Genomic DNA, 18,265 nt, shown 5'->3' with positions numbered 1-18,265 from the left:
TTTTGGTGTCCTTAAAAAGGATTCACATTCTATTGTTTGTAATTGCTGAATTAAATCAACTATTTTGTTATTTATCTTTTTATCTGATATCCACTGATTATTCTTTTTGGTTAAAATTAAATCCTTCCCTTTAAAATTTATTTTTATTTTTTTCACGTCATCTACATTAAATACAAGCAAATGTTTATCACGTAATTCGTCTAAATCTGTATCAAAAGTTAGCTTTAGGTTTCCCTGTGCTAGATAAATAGCACGTTTATTTTCTAATTTTATATAAGTAGAAGTGTAATTAGGTGACAATTTTCCAATGCTAAAAACCAATATTTTATTTTGTTTATCCCAAACAGAGATCTTTATTCTGTTTTCACTATCAAGTGAATATCTTTCATAATCATTTCCTTTAGAGACCTGTGAGAGTAATTTTAAATTTGAAATGTCATTTAATATATAATCTATTTTTTTGTTATCTACCTTGTATTTTGGATTATTATTTATTATCCATACGTTTTCTTTTTTGGTTAAAATTATGGAATTTTGTTTTCCTTTATTTATCACTATTCTGGTAATTTGGTTTTTATTAATTTTTGGTATTGATGGCAATTTATAGTGAATTTTATTTCGTTTATCTATATAAAGAATAGTACTTAAAAATATAATTATTAAAATTAGAATTATATATTCCATATATTTCTTCATATATGGATCTCCTTTATATGGTATAGTTATATAAACATTTCTTTTATTTTTTGTCTTTTTCTATTTCTAAGAACTTTTATAAAAAATCCAAATATTAATATGATAATTGGAAGTATTAGAATATTAAAAACCTTGATTTGGCTCTTTATTGAGTCTGATATGTCATATAATGGATTGAATTCTTCTGTTTTGGCTCTTAGTATAGCCCTATCTATTTTGTCATTTAGTACATCTATAATATTCATTACAAAAATAGAATTTGGAGTGTCTCCTTGTGCATCTATAACAGAATCCGTTAAAATATCAGATGATCCAATTATAAATATTTTACCATAACCCCTATCAATCTTAGTGCCTTTAGTGATAAGATTTTTTATTTTTTGTTTTTTATCCTTTTTTATTTCTTTTGTTTTTTGCTTTTTCATTTTTGTTTTTTCTTCTTTTAGAGGAATTGGTTTGTTTTTAAAGTAACTTTCAAATTTTCCTTCAACAAGATATGCAAGAGGAATTTTTTTCATTTTTTCTTGATTTGGAGGATAGATATATAATGGATTAAGGGTCTGAATATTTTTTGCCTCCCAGGAATTTTTAGAACTGGTAAATAGTAAGTTCACTTTGTAATTCTTTGATAGTTTCTTATTCAAGTCAATTGGAGAATTTTTCAACATAACCAGTCCATTAATATTTTCCAGATATTTTAACTTATGGTTAATATTTTTAGACTTAATGATTGGAGCAAAATAAATAGGTCTTTCTCCGCCTCCCTGTTCTCTTGGAAGCCTCTGTTTGAAACAGTTTTTATCCATTACAATGGAATTTTTGATTTTTATTCCATAGTGTTTGAGTAGTTTTTCTAATCCAGTTTTATTGTTGAGAAGCATAGACTGTCTTCCTGGTATTTCCTTAAATTTGTCTAAAAATATAGCGAGATTTGTACCGTGCATTAGTGCCTGATCTATTTGGAAAAGCTCATAGTCGCTAAACTCTGTTTTTGGTCCAGCAATTATTAGTGTCTTAAGATTTAAGGGTATTTGCTGCTTTTTTAAGTCTATTTCTTTGATATCATAACACTCTGACAATAATTTTCTGAAATTATTCGCTGAAGATACCTCTCCAAAAGGGTTGCTATATAGGGATAATGTGTCGTGGCTAGTAATATATCCAATAGATTGGTTAATATGGAGTAGTGATTGTAAAGATGTTTCTATGATATCCTTTAAATCTTGAATGGGTGTGAGTAGATATTGGGTTCCTATTAAGGGCAGATTTATCACTCTTAGCAGGGGAACTGGTATGTGTTCCTCGTTATATTCCAGCACTAATCCTATACCACCCTGTCCTGATTTAAGGTGTGCCTTTTTGAACTCTGGCCATTTCAAAATTTGAACTCCAAGTTTATTGAGTTCTTCTTCGTTTGCGTTAGATACAATGAGATCTATGAAATTATAATTTAATTTATTATAATATTTTTTATTTAAATCTGCTATAACCTTTTTAACTTGACTGGGATAATTGTTTAGCTCCTTTAATCCTAAATATGGTGCTATCTTAAAAAGATCTTTAGATAAATATAAGTTAATATTTATATTCCCCTTGAGTGCCAGAAGATAGCTCACTTTGTTTATGAGTTTTTCCATTGAAGAAGTAAGTAGATATTCTAGCCTCTTAGTAGTGTTAATTACTGGTATTTTATAAATAGCATCTCCGTGTATTAATACTATTCCCATGTAAACGCTCTGGTATTTTAATTCGTCTTTTTTTATTACCTGTACCTGCACAGGAGTAATTCCGTATTCAGATGCAAGCTTTTGGAAATTTTTATTTTTGGGATCTACAAACTCATAATTGAAATTATTATTTGAATATTCACTATATTCCTCAAGTAAGTCTTTTAAATATTGTTTAATTACATTGTATGGTGGGGGTAAGTCCTTGCTAAAAAAGCATTTAATAGTAAGTGGCTCAGTAATTCTTGATACAACCTGGATACTTTTTTTAGAAAGGGAATACATTTTTGTCTTTGTTGTATCAATTTTTACGAAGTGATTTTGACATACCATGTTGATTAAAATTATTATTATAACATATAAAAAGAACTTAGTATATTTTTCCCCCATAAATAGGCTCCTATTTAAATCTATTTTCTATATGAGAGTGAAATATTTGTTGCGTATAAGAAGATAAAAATTATGCTGAAGAAATATATAACATCCCTAATGTCAAATAGTCCTTTTGAGAAATTTTGAAAATGAAAGTTAGATGATAAGTAATTAAAAAAAGTTACAACTGACTCTGGCATAAATAAGAGAAGTTTATCCATAAGACTAAGTAGGATACAAATTAGAGATCCTATAATAAAGGCGTTTATTTGATTTTTTGTAAGAGAAGAAGCAAAAAGCCCAATAGATGCATAGCTTATTCCCAGTAAAATAGCACCAATATATCCGCATATTACAGGCCCCCAATCTAAGTTCCCAATAAAACTTATACTAATAGGAAAAAACAGGGTGGGGAGCAACATAAAGAATATAAAACAACAAAGTGCTAAAAATTTTCCGAAAATTATATCATTTAACTTCACAGGAAAAGTTGCTAGTATCTCATATGACCCAATACTAAATTCTTCTGAAAAGCTCCTCATGGTAATAGCAGGCACAATAAAAGACATTGTAATTGGCAAGAGTTCAAAGAAATCTCTGAGAGATGCCTGGTTAAGTATGAAAAAGGTTGAGAAAAAAAACCACCCGCTTATTAAAATAAAGATTGAAATGATTATGTATGCAATTGGGGAATAAAAGTAGTCTTTGAGATCCTTTAAACAAATAGGGAAGATCCTCTGCATACTAATTCTCCGTAGTGATTTCTTTAAAGATTTTTTCAAGGGATGTCTTCTTTTTAGAGAATTCAAGTATTATCCAGTCTCTTTGTTTGATTATATTGTATATTTTTTCTCTAATATCGTTTTTTAGTGTCAATTCAATGTCTAATGTATCATCTTTCTCTTCAATTAAATTAATAGCTATTATTTCTTCTATGCCTTGAAAACAATTTTTTACGTGATCAAAATTGGCTTTTTTTAATGATAGATTTATTATAGTCTTACCAAGATACTTTTCTTTTAATTCTGACGGAGTTCCATCAGCTACAATTTTGCCTTTATTTATAATAATAACCCGACTACACGTAGCTTCTACTTCACTTAAGATATGACTCGATAAAATCACAGTTTTTTTCTTTCCTATTTCCTTAATTAAATCCCTTATTTCCAATATTTGATTTGGATCTAGGCCTGTTGTGGGTTCATCTAAAATCAATACTTCTGGATCGTGGAGCAAGACACTTGCTAATCCTACCCTTTGCAAAAGACCCTTTGAGAGATCCCCTATGTCCTTTTCTAAAATGTCTTTTATTTGACAACGATTAGCCACAGATTTAATTTTAGACAATAGATTTTTCTTGTCTATTCCTCTAATAGCTCCAACATAGCTAAGATACTCATATACCATTAGATTTTTGTAAATTGGGACAGACTCGGGTAGATAACCCATAATAGCTTTAATTTTCAAATAATCGTCTATTATATTGTATTTTTTAACTTTTATAGACCCAGAGGTAGGTTTTAAATATCCTGTTAACAATCTAAGAGTTGTAGTCTTTCCTGCCCCATTTGGTCCAAGGAGACCCACTATTTCTCCTCTGGAGACCTTGAAACTGATTTTATCCAGCGCTAAAAACTTGTTATAGTATTTTGTTAAGTCTTTTACTTCAATCATACTGCAGTATTACCTGAAAGATTTTATTTAGTTTTGTAAATAAGATAATATTTTATTTTTTATAACTAAAGATGCTTCTCTGTCTCCCAAAAAACCAATTCTTATACCGACCCAGGTACTATTGTTACCTATATTTTTCATCTTTACTGTTACCTTATCTCCATTTTTTCTTATTCCAATAATTTTGGCTTCAAGTAAGTCCCTATATTCAGATGAGAGTTCTATTTTTAAGGAGTCAAATGTTAATTTTGTTGCTCTATAGACGTGGTTTAAAGAATTATTACATGTAAATTCCAATTGACCATTGAGATACTTGTATCCAGTAACACCTACACCAGCTCCTGCACCAAACCAAAATATAGCGCATCCATATAAATTGACAAAAAACAGAATTAAAAAATAATTCTTGAATTTCATTTATAACTCCTGGCTAATATTTTATGAACAACCTGGTATTTCATATGTGGTGCAACTATTTTCAGGGCCACATTGCCTGGTGGTAGAAGAAATTCTTGCACTGCTATCTGAGCCCATAATATAAGATGTGCGACTAATGACCCTTTGCATATCCTCACTACCACATTTTTCACATTTTATTTTTATTTCTTGATTTGAACTGGTGACTATTATCTCTTGCAAGTGATTACATTTTAAACATTTAAATTCAAATATTGGCATATACCCTCCACTGGCTAGTTTGATATTTTAAATTCATCCCTTCTATTTTTTGCCCACGCTTCTTCGTTATGACGAGGATCAATAGGCCTTTCTTCTCCGTAGCTAACAATACTCAAACGATCTGCCTCTATTCCCAGCATTATCAGATATTCATAAGCAGCTCGTGCACGTCTTTCTCCAAGTGCAAGATTGTACTCCTCAGTACCCCTTTCGTCACAATGGCCTTCAATTACTAATTTTACTGAAGGATATTTTAAAAGGATTTCTGCCTTTTTTTTCAGAATTTCTTTTGCGGTGTTATTTAATTCGTAAGAATCAAAGGCAAAATAAATCCTCTTTTTTATTTCTTTTTCAGCCTCTTCAGGTAAGACTATCTTATTTGATTCTTTATTAAGATTTTCAGAACTTATTTCTTCTGATGTTACAGCATATTCATCTACTTTACTACCTTGTTCCGGGCCAGTTTTTATATTACTGGTTGTTTTTTTTGTCAAATCCTCCTGTGTTAGAGAAGTAGATTGACTTTGTTTAACTGTTGGTTGTGAATAAGTGGGTATTTTTTTCTTTGCACAACCAACTACTAAAAATCCTACAAACAAAACTGTGATTACCTTTAAAAATAATTTTCTCCACATACGCTCCCTCCTTTAGTTTTAAAAAGGTGTTTTACTCCATGCTACAGATGTAGCTTCCCCTTCTCCTGTATTTACAACCCTTGGATGGTTACCATCCTTTGTGGTGATATAAATTTTATAGGTTCCATACCTATTTGATGTAAACGCAATAAAATAATCGTCTGGGCCAAATACTGGATGTTCATCATTTCCTGGACCATTTGTGATTATTTTTTCTTCTAATGTTTTTAAATCTGTAAGTACGATTCTATGTCCTTTATCTGTTAATGTAGAATAGACGATATACTTTCCATTACTACTAATGCATGGATTTGTATTATATTTACCAAGATAACTCACTCTGATGGTCTTTTTATTTTTGAAATCATATAAAAAAATGTTTGGATTGCCATATATACTGGATACATAAGCCATCTTGTCTCCCTTTTTATCAAAACTAGGTGAAATATCAATGGCCCATGAACTAACCAGTGCTTTTTTTACTTTAAATTTCTCATCTAGTAAATAAATATCTGGATTCCCTTTCATATCTGAACTAACGACGATTTCCCCATTGGGCGTGAAACTAGGAGATATAATAGTATTTCCTGGGATAAATACATTTTTAATAGTGCCGTCTGCTGACCAAATTAGCAATTTATGCTGATTATTAGAGAGATAGGTAAAGGCCAATTTCTTTCCATCCCATGACCAGGCTGGAGACAAAACAATGCCCTTTAAAAAGGTAATTTGTTTTTGAAGATACCCTTGAGGGGTAGATATAAACAGGTTTTTTGACCCGTTTTTAAGCCTTTTCACAAAGGCAATTTTTGACTGAAAAAAACCAGATCTACCAGTTAATTTCTTCATAAAGAGTCCACAAAACTTATTGGCAGCAAGATAAGTATGAACTTGTTTGTTAATAATGTATCCCTTGCCTAAGTAAAGGGATGGAGTATAAACATCAAATGTTCTAACCTCGATTTTTATATTTTGTTTTTCTATTATTTTCCAGCCAATTGTAATTAGAAGGTCTATTTTGTTTAACGCAAATTTCCCAAAATCAATATTCCTTAATGTTACACCATTTATCTTTTCACCACCAATCAGTGCATCAGGGTTTATTAAATTTAAAAAAGGCAAATACGATAAATTGTTCAAAAATATCTGATAAAATTTATCTACTAATTCTTTAGTTGAATTGTCATAATTTTTTTGTGTACCTAAAAATATAGGAGGGATTAGAGTTATATTTAATTGTGGTTGTCCTGGTTCCAATATATTTAAATGAAGGATATTTTTTTGAGAATATCCCATGTTTGATACAGATAGAAACAGATATATGATACAAATAATGATTCCAATTTTTTTCATTTTTCACTTTCTCCACCAAATGTTATAGTAATAATTACTTTTTTATTTTTACCAATGATGGATAATGGAAGTGGATCTAAATTTTTTGTTTCTTTTATAGCCTTTACCACTGAATTGTCAAAAATTTTATTTCCTGAAGATTTATTAAATTTAATATCTATAATATTTCCATCTTTATCGATCACTATTGCCACTTCAGCCGATAAATTGGGTTGTTTTACTGGATATCTCCAATTTGCCTTTATTTTGATTTCTGCGATGGCTTTATATTTTTCTACAGAGTCTTTGATATCTTCTTCAATTATATCTCCTTGATTATGTATATTTTTTGATATATTTTTAACTTCCTTTTTAATTACTTCTTTTTCTATTTCCTCTTTTTTTAAAGCTGCTAATACATCTTTAAAAGCACTTTTTACTAACTTTTCTTTTTGTTTTACTACATTTATTTTAGCTGGTTTCTTTTTGATCCTTTTTTTTGTTATTTGCGGAATTTTAATTACTTTTTTTTTGGATGCTGTATGCAATGTTTTCCTTTTAATAATTCTTGCTTTTTTGGGGATGGAATGGACTTTTTTTATAGGATTTTCTTTTTGTGGCTTTAGTCTAATAATACTTACCTTGTATGTATTTTTTTTATCTAAATCAATTTTAACGTTATTTTTTGCTATAAATATGGAAATATAAACAATAAATAAATGTAATATGATTGAGCATAATAAACTTATAAATCGCATTATTTACTTTTTTTATTTTCTGGCTCTGCGATGATACCTAGTTTTTCTATGCCAGCATCTTTAATGTATCCCATTACTTTTACTATAAAGCCATAAGGAATATTTTTATCCGCCTTTAAAAAAACCATTTGATTTTTATTTGATACCAATCTTTTTAAGTAATCTGTTAATTTATCAATTTTAAGCTTATATTTATCTATAAAGATGTTTTTGTTTTTATCTATAGATATAATGATTTTATCTTTACCCTTTTTTAAGGTACGTACAGCTTTAGTTTCTGGTACATCAACTTTAATACCTTTAACTAAAAGGGGAGCAGTTATCATAAATATTATCAACAATACTAGCGTTACATCTACAAAAGGAGTAACATTTATATCAGCAATGAATTTTTTGTTTTGAAATTTTGAGACCATTTTTATTCATTTTTATTTGAATTACTAGCTGAAAATATTGTGAGTTCCCTTTTAACCATATTTATAAATATATTTTTATAGCTTGTATACAGGTTTTCAATTCCTGTTAAAATGGAGATAAAGCTGTTATATGCTATTGATGCTGGAATTGCCACTGCAAGCCCAATTGCCGTTGCTATCAAAGCTTCAGCAATTCCAGGTGCAACAGTAGCTAGGCCTGCGCTTTTCTGAAGTCCTATAGAGTGAAAGGAATGCATAATCCCCCAAACAGTTCCAAATAGTCCTATAAAAGGAGCAGAATTAGTACAGGTGGCTAGAAATGAAAGAGAAGAAGAATATTCCATTAATTTTTCAGAGATAAGGTTATTTATTGTATTTTCTATGGATTGAGATGCTATTTCAGGTTTTTTTAAATCATTAATTTTTGATTTTTCAATTTGTTTAATTTCATTTAAACAAGCTATAGAAATTTTATATATTGTCGAGTTGTATCGAGTCCTTAAGGTTTTCAATGCTGAAGCAAGATCATGTGATTCTTTAAGGAGCCTAATATCCCTTTTAAGTCCTTTTTTTACCTTGTAAAAGGATATTGCTTTATAGAAAATAATGGTCCAACTAATAATGGACATTGCACCTAGGATACCCAATACTATTTTTACCACAAGTGTTGCATTTAGAATTAGGTAAAATATTCCTGTTGTAGATTCTATCCCCATTTTAATTCCTTAGTTGATTTTATCTATTTAAAATATTATTTAAGATTGTTTCTGAATTGTGCTCTATTTGTATATAATCTCTATAAGTGAGTCCAGCACCCATGGCAATCAATTTTCTTTTTTCAACAAAAATTAGGTCCTGTGGAGAATGGGCATCATTATTTATAACAAGTTTTGCTCCATATTTTTTGGCAAGATTAGCCACGTGTCCATTGGTGAGTGAATGGCCAGATCTTGTGGTAATCTCCAAATAGACTCCTGAATCAGCAGCTAGTTTTACTTCTTCCTCTGTAATTAATCCTGGATGGGCCAGGATATCACATCGTCCCTCAATTGCAGCCAAGTTAGTGCCCTTTTCAACTGGTTCAACAATGGTTTCCCCGTGTACCACCACTAACTTAGCTCCAAGATTTCTGGCCTTTTTGATTAAATCAGAAATTAATGGCGGTGGTACATGAGTTATTTCAACACCCACAATTACGTCCATTGAAGAGACCATACAAAGGTCTCTTACACCACCAACTAAGCTTTTTAAGACGTGTTCAATGTTTGTGTGGTCCACGTGATCTGTAATAGCTATTGCCTTATATCCCGCTGTTTTGGCCCGTTGGATTAGTTCAGCGGGGATTAGCTCGCCATCGCTGAATACTGTATGTGTGTGTAGGTCAATCATATTCCCATGAATCCCGGTTTAAGTTATTTACATCTTATACTTAAATTCCTCATCTCCAATCCGTTCCAGTAGCTCAGTCCACTTTTCTGCTTCTTCGTCTTTTAACACCACTTCATGGTCTTTATTTAAATGTTTTTGTAGATCTTCAAGAAGGGTTTCATTGGCAAATATTTTTGCATCGCACCTAATTGCAAGGGCTATGGCATCTGAGGGCCTTGAGTCAATTACATAGACAGTATCTTCTTGTTCTATGTGTATTTCTGCATAATAAGTCCCTTCTTTTAATGACACAATACATACCTTTGTTATTTTTGCCCCCATGGTCTCGAGGATGTTAATCATTAGATCATGGGTTAATGGACGGGCCATATTTATTTTGTTTAGACTGATAGATATAGACATGGCCTCCATTGCCCCGATCCATATTGGTAACACCTTTTTTTCTTCAATATCTTTTAATATTAAAATAGGCACCTGGGATTGTTCATCAAGTGCAAGTCCAAATATCTTCATTTCTACCATATTATTTTCTCACCTCCCCAAATAAAGAATGTTTTTTCACTTCTGTAATTTTTATGTTTACAATTGAACCTATAAAAACAGAGGGAACCATTTCCTTGTTAACTAAAAAATTAACTACCCTGCCTCCTGGTTCTCGCCCCCTAAAAGAGACAACTCCTTTTTTTAGTTGTTTAGAACTCCTTCCTTCCACTAATACTTCAACAGTTTGGTTATGAAGTTTATTCATGGATTTTAGAGTAAGTTCGTCTTGGATATTTTGCAACTCCTTAAGTCTTTTTGATTTTACCTCTTCAGGAACTTTTGGTTCCATCTTTTCTGCCCTTGTCCCTGGTCTGTCAGAGTATTTAAAAGAAAAACTGCTGTCAAATTCAACTCTTTTGACCATATCCAAGGTTTCTCTAAAATCTTCTTCCCTTTCACCTGGAAAACCCACGATCAGGTCTGTGGTTATCACTATATCTTCCCTTACCTTTCTCAGTTTATCAATTATCCTGAGATAATCTTCTTTTAAGTATTTTCGACCCATTAGCTTTAATATCCTGTTTGATCCAGCCTGTAGAGGAAGATGTATAGCAGGACATAGATTGTCTAACTTCCCAAAAAGTTCAATCAATTTATCTGATATGTCCTTTGGATGAGATGTTGTAAACCTAATTCTTTTTAACCCTTCTATTTTTGATACTTTAACAAGTAGGTCTTCAAAGCTTACGCCATCACCGTATTTATCCTTACCATAGCTATTCACATTTTGACCAAGAAGCATTATTTCTTTCACTCCAGCATCCACCAATCTCTTACACTCTTCAAGGACTTTTTCACTGTGTCTGGATTTTTGCCTACCTCTGGTATAGGGGACAATACAATAAGCACAAAAATTATTACAACCCTGCATAATATTAACATATGCTACAGGGTGATTATTTAATAACTCCTCTTCAATTACTATATCCCTTTCTGGATAAAAATCTTTAAAATCCAATAAACTTATTTTAAGGGAAGGTGTGGAAATTAGTCTGGTGATAGTCTGAGGCACATAAGGGACTCCATCTGTACCAAAAATCAACCTGACAAATGGAAATTTTTTCCAGATTTTTTCACCAAGTTGTTGGGCAACACAACCACCAACCCCCACTATGAGATGTGGATTTTTTTTAAAATAGGGGTATATTCTGCCAAGAAAACTATAAAGTTTCTCTTCAGGCTTTTTTCTTACACTGCACGTATTTACTAAAATTATATCTGCATCTTTTTCTTGATAGGTCACCTCAAATCCCTTTGATACAAGGGCCGATGAAATCCAAAAGGAATCAGCAACATTCATCTGGCAGCCAAATGTGCGGATAAAAAACTTCATAATTATTTGGTCTCCTCACAAATCCATTTTAAAAACTCTTTATATCCACCAGTAATTGGTATCTCCACAATACATGGACACTCATATGAATGGAGTTCCTTTATTTTTGTTATGACTTCTTTAGATAATGTTTTCTTTGTCTTCAAAATCATTGGGACCTCTTTTGCGCTGTCAATTTTTTGTTGCCACCAAAAAAAAGAATCGACCTCAGGGAATATATTTGCACAGGCAATTAATTTTTCTTCCAAAAGTTTTTTGGCTATGCTTTTTGCCTCATCTTTGTCTTTGCATGTGACGTAAAACAATTTGGTTTCCATAGAGGACTCCTTTTTGTTGTGATTTAATTAGATCTATATTAATTTGCAAGGAAATAATAAGTACGAATTAGCATATTTTCAAGGAGTGAGTGATGGAGCTTAAAAAGCGAGCAAAGAAAGTTTTAGAGATTTTAAAAAAAAGGTATCCAAACCCCAGGACAAAATTGGTGTGGAAGAGTCCATGGGAACTCCTTGTGGCAACTATTTTAGCTGCTCAATGTACTGATGATAGGGTAAATAAGGTAACCCCTGTTTTTTTTAAAAAATGGCCGGATTTAAAATCCTTATCAGAGGCCAGTCAAGAAGAGGTGGAAGAGGTAGTGCGTTCAACTGGATTTTTTAGAAATAAGGCAAAGAATTTAATTGGAACGGCAAAAAAGATCTTAAATGAATATAATGGGGAAGTTCCAGCAGAGATGGACAAACTTTTAACACTTCCAGGAGTTGCTAGAAAGACAGCAAATATTATTTTGTCCAACTGTTTTTCAAAAAATCAAGGAATTGCGGTAGATACCCATGTAAAACGCATATCTTTTAGATTGGGTTTTACAGAATCTAAAAATCCCATAATTATTGAGAGGGATTTAATGGAGATTTTTCCTAGAAAAGACTGGCATCTTGTAAATCACCTGTTCGTGTGGTTTGGGAGGGATGTGTGTAAGGCAAGATCGCCTAAATGTAATGAGTGTGAAATAGAAAAATTGTGTGAGAAAAAAGGGATAAAAAAATAAGGGAGGTAAAGCTACCTCCCTTTGGTTTTTATTCTTGTTTTTGTGCTTTAACCTCTTCAAGTACTTTTTCTTGGATATTGGGTGGACATTCTTCATAGTGGTCAAATTCCATAACAAAGGTTCCCTGCCCACCTGTCATAGACCTTAAATCAGGGGCATATTTTAGCACCTCGGCCATTGGGACCTGTGCCTGGATTTCAGCGATTCCATCCTGGGATTCATATCCAAGTACTTTACCCCTTCTACTAGATAAATCACCAATCACATCTCCCATAAACTCTTCAGGTACTGTGATTACCATTTTCATTATAGGTTCCAAAAGCACAAGGCCTGCTTTTTCTGCTGCCTCTTTAAACGCCATTGAGCCTGCAATTTTAAATGCCAGCTCTGACGAATCCACGCTGTGGTAAGATCCATCATAGAGCTCTACTTTAAAGTCCACCACAGGATATCCAGCAAGGACCCCTTTTTTAGCTGCTTCCTGAATACCCTGATCCACTGCTGGGATAAATTGTTTTGGTATGACTCCACCAACTATCTGGTTTTCAAATTCATAACCTGCGCCCCTTGGCAATGGAGACATCCTGATCCAGCAGTCTCCGAATTGACCACGGCCACCAGTCTGTTTTTTATATCTACCATGTGCTTCAGCCTTACCTTTAATTGTCTCTTTATACGGTATCTTAGGCTCTTTTAATTTGACTCCGACCTTACTTCTCCTTTTTACCTTTTCAACAGACATTTCAATGTGCAATTGTCCCATTCCAGAGAGTAGAATTTCCTTTGTTTCTTCGCTGTGCTGGACTTTTAAACTTGTATCTTCTTCAAGGAGTTTTTGCACAGCAGCCATCATTTTATCTTCATCACCCTTATTTTCTCCACTAATTGCATATGATAGTACCTGAGGTGGCAATTTGGGTTTGTCCAGTGTAAATGGATTTTTTTCATCACAAATGGTATCGCCTGTTTGTGTGCTCTTTAATTTTGCAACAGCTACAATGGCCCCTGGTCCTACTTCTTCTTTGCATGGTTCCATTTTTTTACCAATTACATACTGGAGCTGTCCCAATTTTTCTTTGGAATTCTTTTCTGGATTGTATACCTGCATATCAGAAGAGAGTTTACCAGATAATACCCTTATCATTGAGAGTAAGCCGCCAAATGGGGTTGTAATTGTCTTAAATACAAAGGCAGCCAGAGGTTCTTCTTCTGATGATTTGCGAATTGTCCCATCAACCCCCTTCCAGGGTTTTCTATCAAGTGGAGATGGCAGCAGATCTTGAATCATGTTTAAAATAAGTTCTGCACCTTTATTTTGAAGGGCAGATACTGCGCACACAGGCACAATCTCTCCACTCAAGACCCCTTTTCTCAGCCCATTTTTTATATCATCAGCGCCAAGCTCTCCTTCTTCTAGATATTTTTCCATTAGTTCTTCATCACTTTCAGCAATATTTTCAACGGAATATTCATACAATTCTTCGATTTTGTCTGTTAAATCTGCAGGTACATCCCCTGTTTCGATTTTTCCATCATCTTTAAAGAAATAGGCCTTTTTCTCTAATACATCCACAACTCCCTTAAAATCTGCTTCAGCTCCAATGGGATAATATTTTACCATTGGTTTTGCCTTGAGAACATCCTGGATACCCTTTAAGGCCTTTTCAAAATCAGCCCTTTCCCGATCCATCTTGTTTACAACAACAATTGTTGGAAGTTCAAACTCTTTTGCTTCATTCCATAACTTTTTGTCCTGGGGTTTAACTCCATCAGTTGCATCTAAAACATACAAAATACCATCTGCTGCAACTAGCTGGTATGGGAGTTCTCCCTGAAAATTTGAGTCACCAGGGGTGTCAATTAAAAAATGTTTATTTTTTTTCCATGTGTACACACCAAATGCAGGTTGGATTGATCCACCTTTCTTGATTTCCTCTGGCTCGTAATCCAGTACCGTATTACCATTTGGGATGGTCCCTAGCCTTGTGGTTACTCCAACATTAAAAAATATCATTTCTGCTAAAGATGTTTTCCCTGTTCCAGTACTTCCGAGCAAAGCAAAGGTACGTTGTTTTTCTAATATGTCCCGCATATCAACTCCCTTCTTAAAATATTAGTTTTTGTTCTAAAAAATTTAAGGGCAGGCCTTATTATATCCTTATAAAATTGGTGTATTGGTATATTGGTGTATTGGTGTATTTGTTCACTACTCATCCCTCTTCCTAATCGCTAATCACGAATCACGGTTATTGGTCTTTCATTTATATGGGCGGGAGCTAAAAATTGTCAAGACAACATGTACAAAAAAATTATTAGTTAAAAACAGAATTTTTAGGAAATTTAAAAACCTTTACAAATTTTAATTTTTTTAATAGCAATTTATTTTTGGTTATTGGTATATTGGTATATTGGTGTATGGGTGAATTGGTTCACTACTCATTCCTCTTCCTAATCACTAATCACTAATCACGAATCACGAATTACGAATCACTAATCACGGTTATATGTAAGAATTTTCAATCTCTAAGATAAGTTAATTGGAGAATACATATGTCTATAGTTATGGGTACTGCTGGCCATATAGATCATGGAAAAACTACCTTAATAAAGGCCTTAACAGGAATTGATTGTGATAGGTTAAAAGACGAGAAAAAAAGGGGAATTACTATTGAGCTTGGTTTTGCATATCTGGACCTGCCAAATGGTACAAGACTCTCAATAGTGGATGTGCCTGGACATGAAAAATTTGTAAAAAATATGGTGGCTGGTGCCACTGGGATAGATTTTGTTTTGTTAGTAGTAGCAGCAGACGAAGGTATTATGCCCCAGACAAGGGAACACATTGAAATTTGTTCATTGCTTGGAATAAATAAGGGAGTGGTAGCCCTCACCAAGATAGATATGGTGGATGAGGAATTAAGGGAATTGGCAATAGAAGATGTTTCAGATTATTTGTCCAATACTTTTTTAAAAGACGCAAAAATTGTCCCTGTATCTGCCCATACTGGTGAAGGACTAAAGGAGCTTACACACGCTATTGAGGAAATAGTGGACAAAGTTAAACAAAGAAGTACTTCTGATATTTTTGTCCTACCTGTGGATAGGGTCTTTACCTTAAAAGGTCATGGAACAGTTGTAACAGGCACCCTCGTATCAGGAAAGATTTCAGTTGGAGAAGATGTCTTTATCTATCCATACAAAAAGGTCTCAAAGGTGAGAAATATACAGGTGCATGGAGAATCTGTTAAAGATGTATCTGCTGGCAGAAGGACAGCTATAAATCTGGCGCAGGTAGAAGTAGAAGACATTGAGAGAGGTAATATAATTGCACGGCCTGATACCCTGTTTCCTTCAAATACATTTGATGTGGAAATTACCTGTCTATCGTCCTCACCAAGGCCTATTTTGCACAGAAAAGAGGTGCATTTTCATCATGGAACCACTGAGATTATGGCAAGGATATATTTACTTGATAGAGACAAGCTTCAGCCTGGAGAGACAGGATATGCCCAGATCAGGTTCCCAGAGCCTATGGTGGGACTTTGTGGTGACAAGTTTGTTGTAAGGTCCTTTTCCCCATTAAGAACCATTGGAGGAGGCACCATAATAAATCCAATTGGCCAGAAGATAAAGAGATTTTCTAAGCAGGTAGATGTGTTAAAAAAACTCATAGAAGCAGACACAAAAGAAAAGATTATCCTCCACTTAGAACAAATAGGATTTAGGGGATACAGCTTAAAGGAACTTCATGTATTGACTAATGTAGCATTAAAACAACTTCAAAAGGAGTTGGAAAAATTACAGTCAAGACAGGAAGTTTTCTGTTTTGATAAGGAAGAGAAAATCTATATAGGCAGAGTTTGGATTTTAAAATTGCAGGATAGTTTGGTTAGTTACATAAAAGAGTTTCATGCAAAAAATCCAATTGAACCAGGAATTTCTAAAGGACAGATAATTTCTGACTGGGGAAAGGATTTAAATCAAAAGCTCGTACACTTTGTACTTGAATATTCTTTTAAACAGGGTCTTATTGAATCAGAGGGAGAGCTTATAAAGATAAAAGGTTACACAGTTTCCCTTAAACAAGATCAAGAAAAAATAAAGAAACAGATTTTAGAACTTTTTAAAAGGAGTAAGTACAAACCTCCTACTGTAAAAAATTTGGTTGAACAATTGGGGTTAGAAAAGAAAGTTTTAGATCCAATTTTAAAATTACTTACTGATAAAGGTGAGTTAGTAAAGATCAAAGAAGATATCTTTTATCCAAAGGATATTATAGAAGATATTAAAACCAAGTTGCTTAAATTTTTTGAACAAAATGAAGAGATGAAGCCTCAACATTTTAAAGAATTAACAGGGCTAAGCAGAAAATACTCAATCCCATTGTTGGAATATTTTGATAAGGAAAAATTGACCATGAGAATTGGTGATGTGAGGAAACTTAGGAAGAGATAAAAAAGGGTGGGTGACAGGATTTGAACCTGCGACCACTTGGGCCACAACCAAGTGCTCTGCCACCTGAGCTACACCCACCACAGATGAAAGATCTAATATATGAAAAAAAAATAGAGGTCAAGTAAAAATGGATAGATTGGTTATAGAAGGTGGAAATAAACTATCAGGACCTGTTGAGATAAGTGGGTCAAAAAACGCATCGCTGCCTATATTATTCGCAACTCTCCTCTTATCAGATAGCGTAAAACTGGGTAATATCCCTAATTTGAGGGATATAGAAACAACAGTTAAATTGCTCCAAATCCTTGGTTGTGAAGTTGTATATCAGAAAGAGCAAAGAACAATTATAGTAACTCCCCCAAAAATTATAAATGATGAAGCCCCCTATGATCTGGTTAGGACAATGAGGGCATCTATTTTGTGTTTAGGTCCTCTTTTGGCAAGGAGAAAAAGGGCAAGGGTAGCCCTTCCTGGTGGATGTGCCATTGGGGTCAGACCAGTGGACATGCATATTCTTGGCCTTGAGAAAATGGGTGCCAAGATACAAGTAGAACAGGGATATATTGATGCTAAGTGTGATATACTTAAAGGTGTTCACATTAATTTTGATTTTCCCACAGTGGGTGGAACTGAAAATTTGCTCATGGCCGCCACATTGGCAAGGGGTGAGACCATTTTAGAGAATGCAGCAAGAGAGCCAGAAATAGTTGATCTGGCAAATTTTTTAAACAAGTGTGGGGCCAAAATTGAAGGGCATGGTACTCATGTAATCAGAATTCAAGGTGTTGAGGAACTGAGAGGATGTGAATATGAAGTGATTTCAGATAGAATCGAGGCTGGTACATACCTTGTTGCTGGAGCAATAACCAGGAGCTCTATTGAAGTTAAAAATGCACCCATTTTTGCTATGGATGCTATTATAGCAAAATTACAGGAAATGGGAGTTGAGGTTTATATTGAAAATAGCAGTTTGTTTGTTGATGCAAAGGATCCAATCAATTGTATTGACATAATAACCCAGCCCTATCCAGGTTTTCCAACAGATATGCAGGCCCAGTTTATGGCGCTTATGTGTACTGCTAGGGGATCAGGTATGATCAAAGAGACTATTTTTGAGAACAGGTTTATGCAGGCCTTAGAACTCATGAGGCTTGGAGCAGATATAAAAATTGCTGGCGATACTGCAATAATCAGGGGAGGAAGAGAGCT

The 18,265-nt window shown here is 33.4% G+C and carries 19 protein-coding genes and 1 tRNA gene; 3 read left to right on the top strand and 17 right to left on the bottom strand.

What is annotated here, in order from left to right; genetic code table 11:
• The 15 genes from ACY2V1_RS04270 to cutA all read right to left on the bottom strand — a co-directional run.
• The coding region (locus ACY2V1_RS04270) for a DUF4340 domain-containing protein (RefSeq protein WP_461833559.1) at positions 1–696 on the bottom strand (696 nt) is incomplete at its 3' end.
• Positions 697–722: 26 nt separating this feature from the next.
• Positions 723–2,813 (bottom strand): Gldg family protein, encoded by a 2,091-nt coding sequence (locus tag ACY2V1_RS04265; protein ID WP_461833558.1) that lies wholly within the window; start codon positions 2,811–2,813, stop codon positions 723–725.
• Between the two features lie 20 nt (positions 2,814–2,833).
• Positions 2,834–3,538: an ABC transporter permease subunit gene (locus ACY2V1_RS04260; RefSeq protein WP_461833557.1), complete on the bottom strand. Its 705-nt coding sequence runs from the start codon at positions 3,536–3,538 to the stop codon at positions 2,834–2,836.
• Position 3,539: 1 nt separating this feature from the next.
• On the bottom strand, positions 3,540–4,469 hold the full coding sequence (locus ACY2V1_RS04255; RefSeq protein ID WP_461833556.1) for an ABC transporter ATP-binding protein: 930 nt from the start codon (positions 4,467–4,469) through the stop codon (positions 3,540–3,542).
• Positions 4,470–4,496: 27 nt separating this feature from the next.
• The gene (locus ACY2V1_RS04250; protein WP_461833555.1) at positions 4,497–4,886 is read right to left on the bottom strand and encodes a DUF3568 family protein; all 390 of its coding nucleotides are present in this window, start codon (positions 4,884–4,886) and stop codon (positions 4,497–4,499) included.
• 21 nt (positions 4,887–4,907) lie between these two features.
• Positions 4,908–5,147: an FmdB family zinc ribbon protein gene (locus tag ACY2V1_RS04245; protein ID WP_461833554.1), complete on the bottom strand. Its 240-nt coding sequence runs from the start codon at positions 5,145–5,147 to the stop codon at positions 4,908–4,910.
• 14 nt (positions 5,148–5,161) lie between these two features.
• Complete coding sequence (gene pal, locus ACY2V1_RS04240; protein WP_461833553.1) at positions 5,162–5,782, bottom strand: peptidoglycan-associated lipoprotein Pal; 621 nt, start codon at positions 5,780–5,782, stop codon at positions 5,162–5,164.
• An 18-nt stretch (positions 5,783–5,800) separates the two neighbouring features.
• Positions 5,801–7,135 carry a hypothetical protein gene (locus ACY2V1_RS04235; protein WP_461833552.1) on the bottom strand — a complete coding sequence of 445 codons (1,335 nt, stop codon included), beginning with the start codon at positions 7,133–7,135 and terminating at the stop codon, positions 5,801–5,803.
• Positions 7,132–7,872 carry an energy transducer TonB gene (locus ACY2V1_RS04230; RefSeq protein WP_461833551.1) on the bottom strand — a complete coding sequence of 247 codons (741 nt, stop codon included), beginning with the start codon at positions 7,870–7,872 and terminating at the stop codon, positions 7,132–7,134. The genes ACY2V1_RS04235 and ACY2V1_RS04230 overlap by 4 nt, the downstream gene beginning before the upstream one ends.
• Entirely contained in the window at positions 7,872–8,288 is a 417-nt protein-coding gene (locus ACY2V1_RS04225; RefSeq protein ID WP_461833550.1) for an ExbD/TolR family protein, read from the bottom strand. The genes ACY2V1_RS04230 and ACY2V1_RS04225 overlap by 1 nt, the downstream gene beginning before the upstream one ends.
• 2 nt (positions 8,289–8,290) lie before the next feature.
• The gene (locus ACY2V1_RS04220; protein ID WP_461833549.1) at positions 8,291–8,950 is read right to left on the bottom strand and encodes a MotA/TolQ/ExbB proton channel family protein; all 660 of its coding nucleotides are present in this window, start codon (positions 8,948–8,950) and stop codon (positions 8,291–8,293) included.
• A gap of 73 nt (positions 8,951–9,023) precedes the next feature.
• Positions 9,024–9,677 (bottom strand): histidinol phosphate phosphatase domain-containing protein, encoded by a 654-nt coding sequence (locus ACY2V1_RS04215; protein WP_461833548.1) that lies wholly within the window; start codon positions 9,675–9,677, stop codon positions 9,024–9,026.
• 27 nt (positions 9,678–9,704) lie between these two features.
• Positions 9,705–10,199, bottom strand: coding sequence for a bifunctional nuclease family protein (locus ACY2V1_RS04210; RefSeq protein ID WP_461833547.1), 495 nt, complete (start codon positions 10,197–10,199; stop codon positions 9,705–9,707).
• 1 nt (position 10,200) lies between these two features.
• The gene (gene miaB, locus ACY2V1_RS04205; RefSeq protein ID WP_461833546.1) at positions 10,201–11,553 is read right to left on the bottom strand and encodes a tRNA (N6-isopentenyl adenosine(37)-C2)-methylthiotransferase MiaB; all 1,353 of its coding nucleotides are present in this window, start codon (positions 11,551–11,553) and stop codon (positions 10,201–10,203) included.
• A gap of 2 nt (positions 11,554–11,555) precedes the next feature.
• Positions 11,556–11,870 carry a divalent-cation tolerance protein CutA gene (gene cutA, locus ACY2V1_RS04200; RefSeq protein ID WP_461833545.1) on the bottom strand — a complete coding sequence of 105 codons (315 nt, stop codon included), beginning with the start codon at positions 11,868–11,870 and terminating at the stop codon, positions 11,556–11,558.
• Positions 11,871–11,962: 92 nt separating this feature from the next.
• Between cutA and nth the strand changes: the two genes are divergently transcribed.
• Positions 11,963–12,601: an endonuclease III gene (nth, locus tag ACY2V1_RS04195; RefSeq protein ID WP_461833544.1), complete on the top strand. Its 639-nt coding sequence runs from the start codon at positions 11,963–11,965 to the stop codon at positions 12,599–12,601.
• A gap of 28 nt (positions 12,602–12,629) precedes the next feature.
• Here nth and fusA read toward each other — a convergent pair whose 3' ends face one another.
• Positions 12,630–14,693: an elongation factor G gene (gene fusA, locus ACY2V1_RS04190; protein WP_461833543.1), complete on the bottom strand. Its 2,064-nt coding sequence runs from the start codon at positions 14,691–14,693 to the stop codon at positions 12,630–12,632.
• 458 nt (positions 14,694–15,151) lie between these two features.
• On the opposite strand from fusA, the gene selB reads away from it, so the two are divergent.
• Positions 15,152–17,056 carry a selenocysteine-specific translation elongation factor gene (gene selB / locus ACY2V1_RS04185; protein WP_461833542.1) on the top strand — a complete coding sequence of 635 codons (1,905 nt, stop codon included), beginning with the start codon at positions 15,152–15,154 and terminating at the stop codon, positions 17,054–17,056.
• A gap of 5 nt (positions 17,057–17,061) precedes the next feature.
• On the opposite strand, the gene ACY2V1_RS04180 is transcribed toward selB, so the two are convergent.
• Positions 17,062–17,134: transfer RNA gene (locus ACY2V1_RS04180), tRNA-His, on the bottom strand.
• A gap of 49 nt (positions 17,135–17,183) precedes the next feature.
• Between ACY2V1_RS04180 and murA the strand changes: the two genes are divergently transcribed.
• Positions 17,184–18,265, top strand: a 1,082-nt coding sequence (gene murA / locus ACY2V1_RS04175; protein ID WP_461833541.1) for a UDP-N-acetylglucosamine 1-carboxyvinyltransferase, incomplete at its 3' end; no start/stop codon positions are given.

Source organism: Desulfothermus sp. (assembly GCF_053993635.1).
This window is presented reverse-complemented; position numbering and strand designations above follow the sequence as displayed.

Excerpts from the sequence above, each read along its gene's own strand:
- ACY2V1_RS04265 (WP_461833558.1), bottom strand. The coding sequence starts at position 2,813 with ATGGGGGAAAAATATACTAAGTTCTTTTTATATGTTATAATAATAATT.
- ACY2V1_RS04260 (WP_461833557.1), bottom strand. The coding sequence starts at position 3,538 with ATGCAGAGGATCTTCCCTATTTGTTTAAAGGATCTCAAAGACTACTTT.
- ACY2V1_RS04255 (WP_461833556.1), bottom strand. The coding sequence starts at position 4,469 with ATGATTGAAGTAAAAGACTTAACAAAATACTATAACAAGTTTTTAGCG.
- ACY2V1_RS04250 (WP_461833555.1), bottom strand. The coding sequence starts at position 4,886 with ATGAAATTCAAGAATTATTTTTTAATTCTGTTTTTTGTCAATTTATAT.
- ACY2V1_RS04245 (WP_461833554.1), bottom strand. The coding sequence starts at position 5,147 with ATGCCAATATTTGAATTTAAATGTTTAAAATGTAATCACTTGCAAGAG.
- pal (WP_461833553.1), bottom strand. The coding sequence starts at position 5,782 with ATGTGGAGAAAATTATTTTTAAAGGTAATCACAGTTTTGTTTGTAGGA.
- ACY2V1_RS04235 (WP_461833552.1), bottom strand. The coding sequence starts at position 7,135 with ATGAAAAAAATTGGAATCATTATTTGTATCATATATCTGTTTCTATCT.
- ACY2V1_RS04230 (WP_461833551.1), bottom strand. The coding sequence starts at position 7,872 with ATGCGATTTATAAGTTTATTATGCTCAATCATATTACATTTATTTATT.
- ACY2V1_RS04225 (WP_461833550.1), bottom strand. The coding sequence starts at position 8,288 with ATGGTCTCAAAATTTCAAAACAAAAAATTCATTGCTGATATAAATGTT.
- ACY2V1_RS04215 (WP_461833548.1), bottom strand. The coding sequence starts at position 9,677 with ATGATTGACCTACACACACATACAGTATTCAGCGATGGCGAGCTAATC.
- ACY2V1_RS04210 (WP_461833547.1), bottom strand. The coding sequence starts at position 10,199 with ATGGTAGAAATGAAGATATTTGGACTTGCACTTGATGAACAATCCCAG.
- miaB (WP_461833546.1), bottom strand. The coding sequence starts at position 11,553 with ATGAAGTTTTTTATCCGCACATTTGGCTGCCAGATGAATGTTGCTGAT.
- cutA (WP_461833545.1), bottom strand. The coding sequence starts at position 11,870 with ATGGAAACCAAATTGTTTTACGTCACATGCAAAGACAAAGATGAGGCA.
- nth (WP_461833544.1), top strand. The coding sequence starts at position 11,963 with ATGGAGCTTAAAAAGCGAGCAAAGAAAGTTTTAGAGATTTTAAAAAAA.
- fusA (WP_461833543.1), bottom strand. The coding sequence starts at position 14,693 with ATGCGGGACATATTAGAAAAACAACGTACCTTTGCTTTGCTCGGAAGT.
- selB (WP_461833542.1), top strand. The coding sequence starts at position 15,152 with ATGTCTATAGTTATGGGTACTGCTGGCCATATAGATCATGGAAAAACT.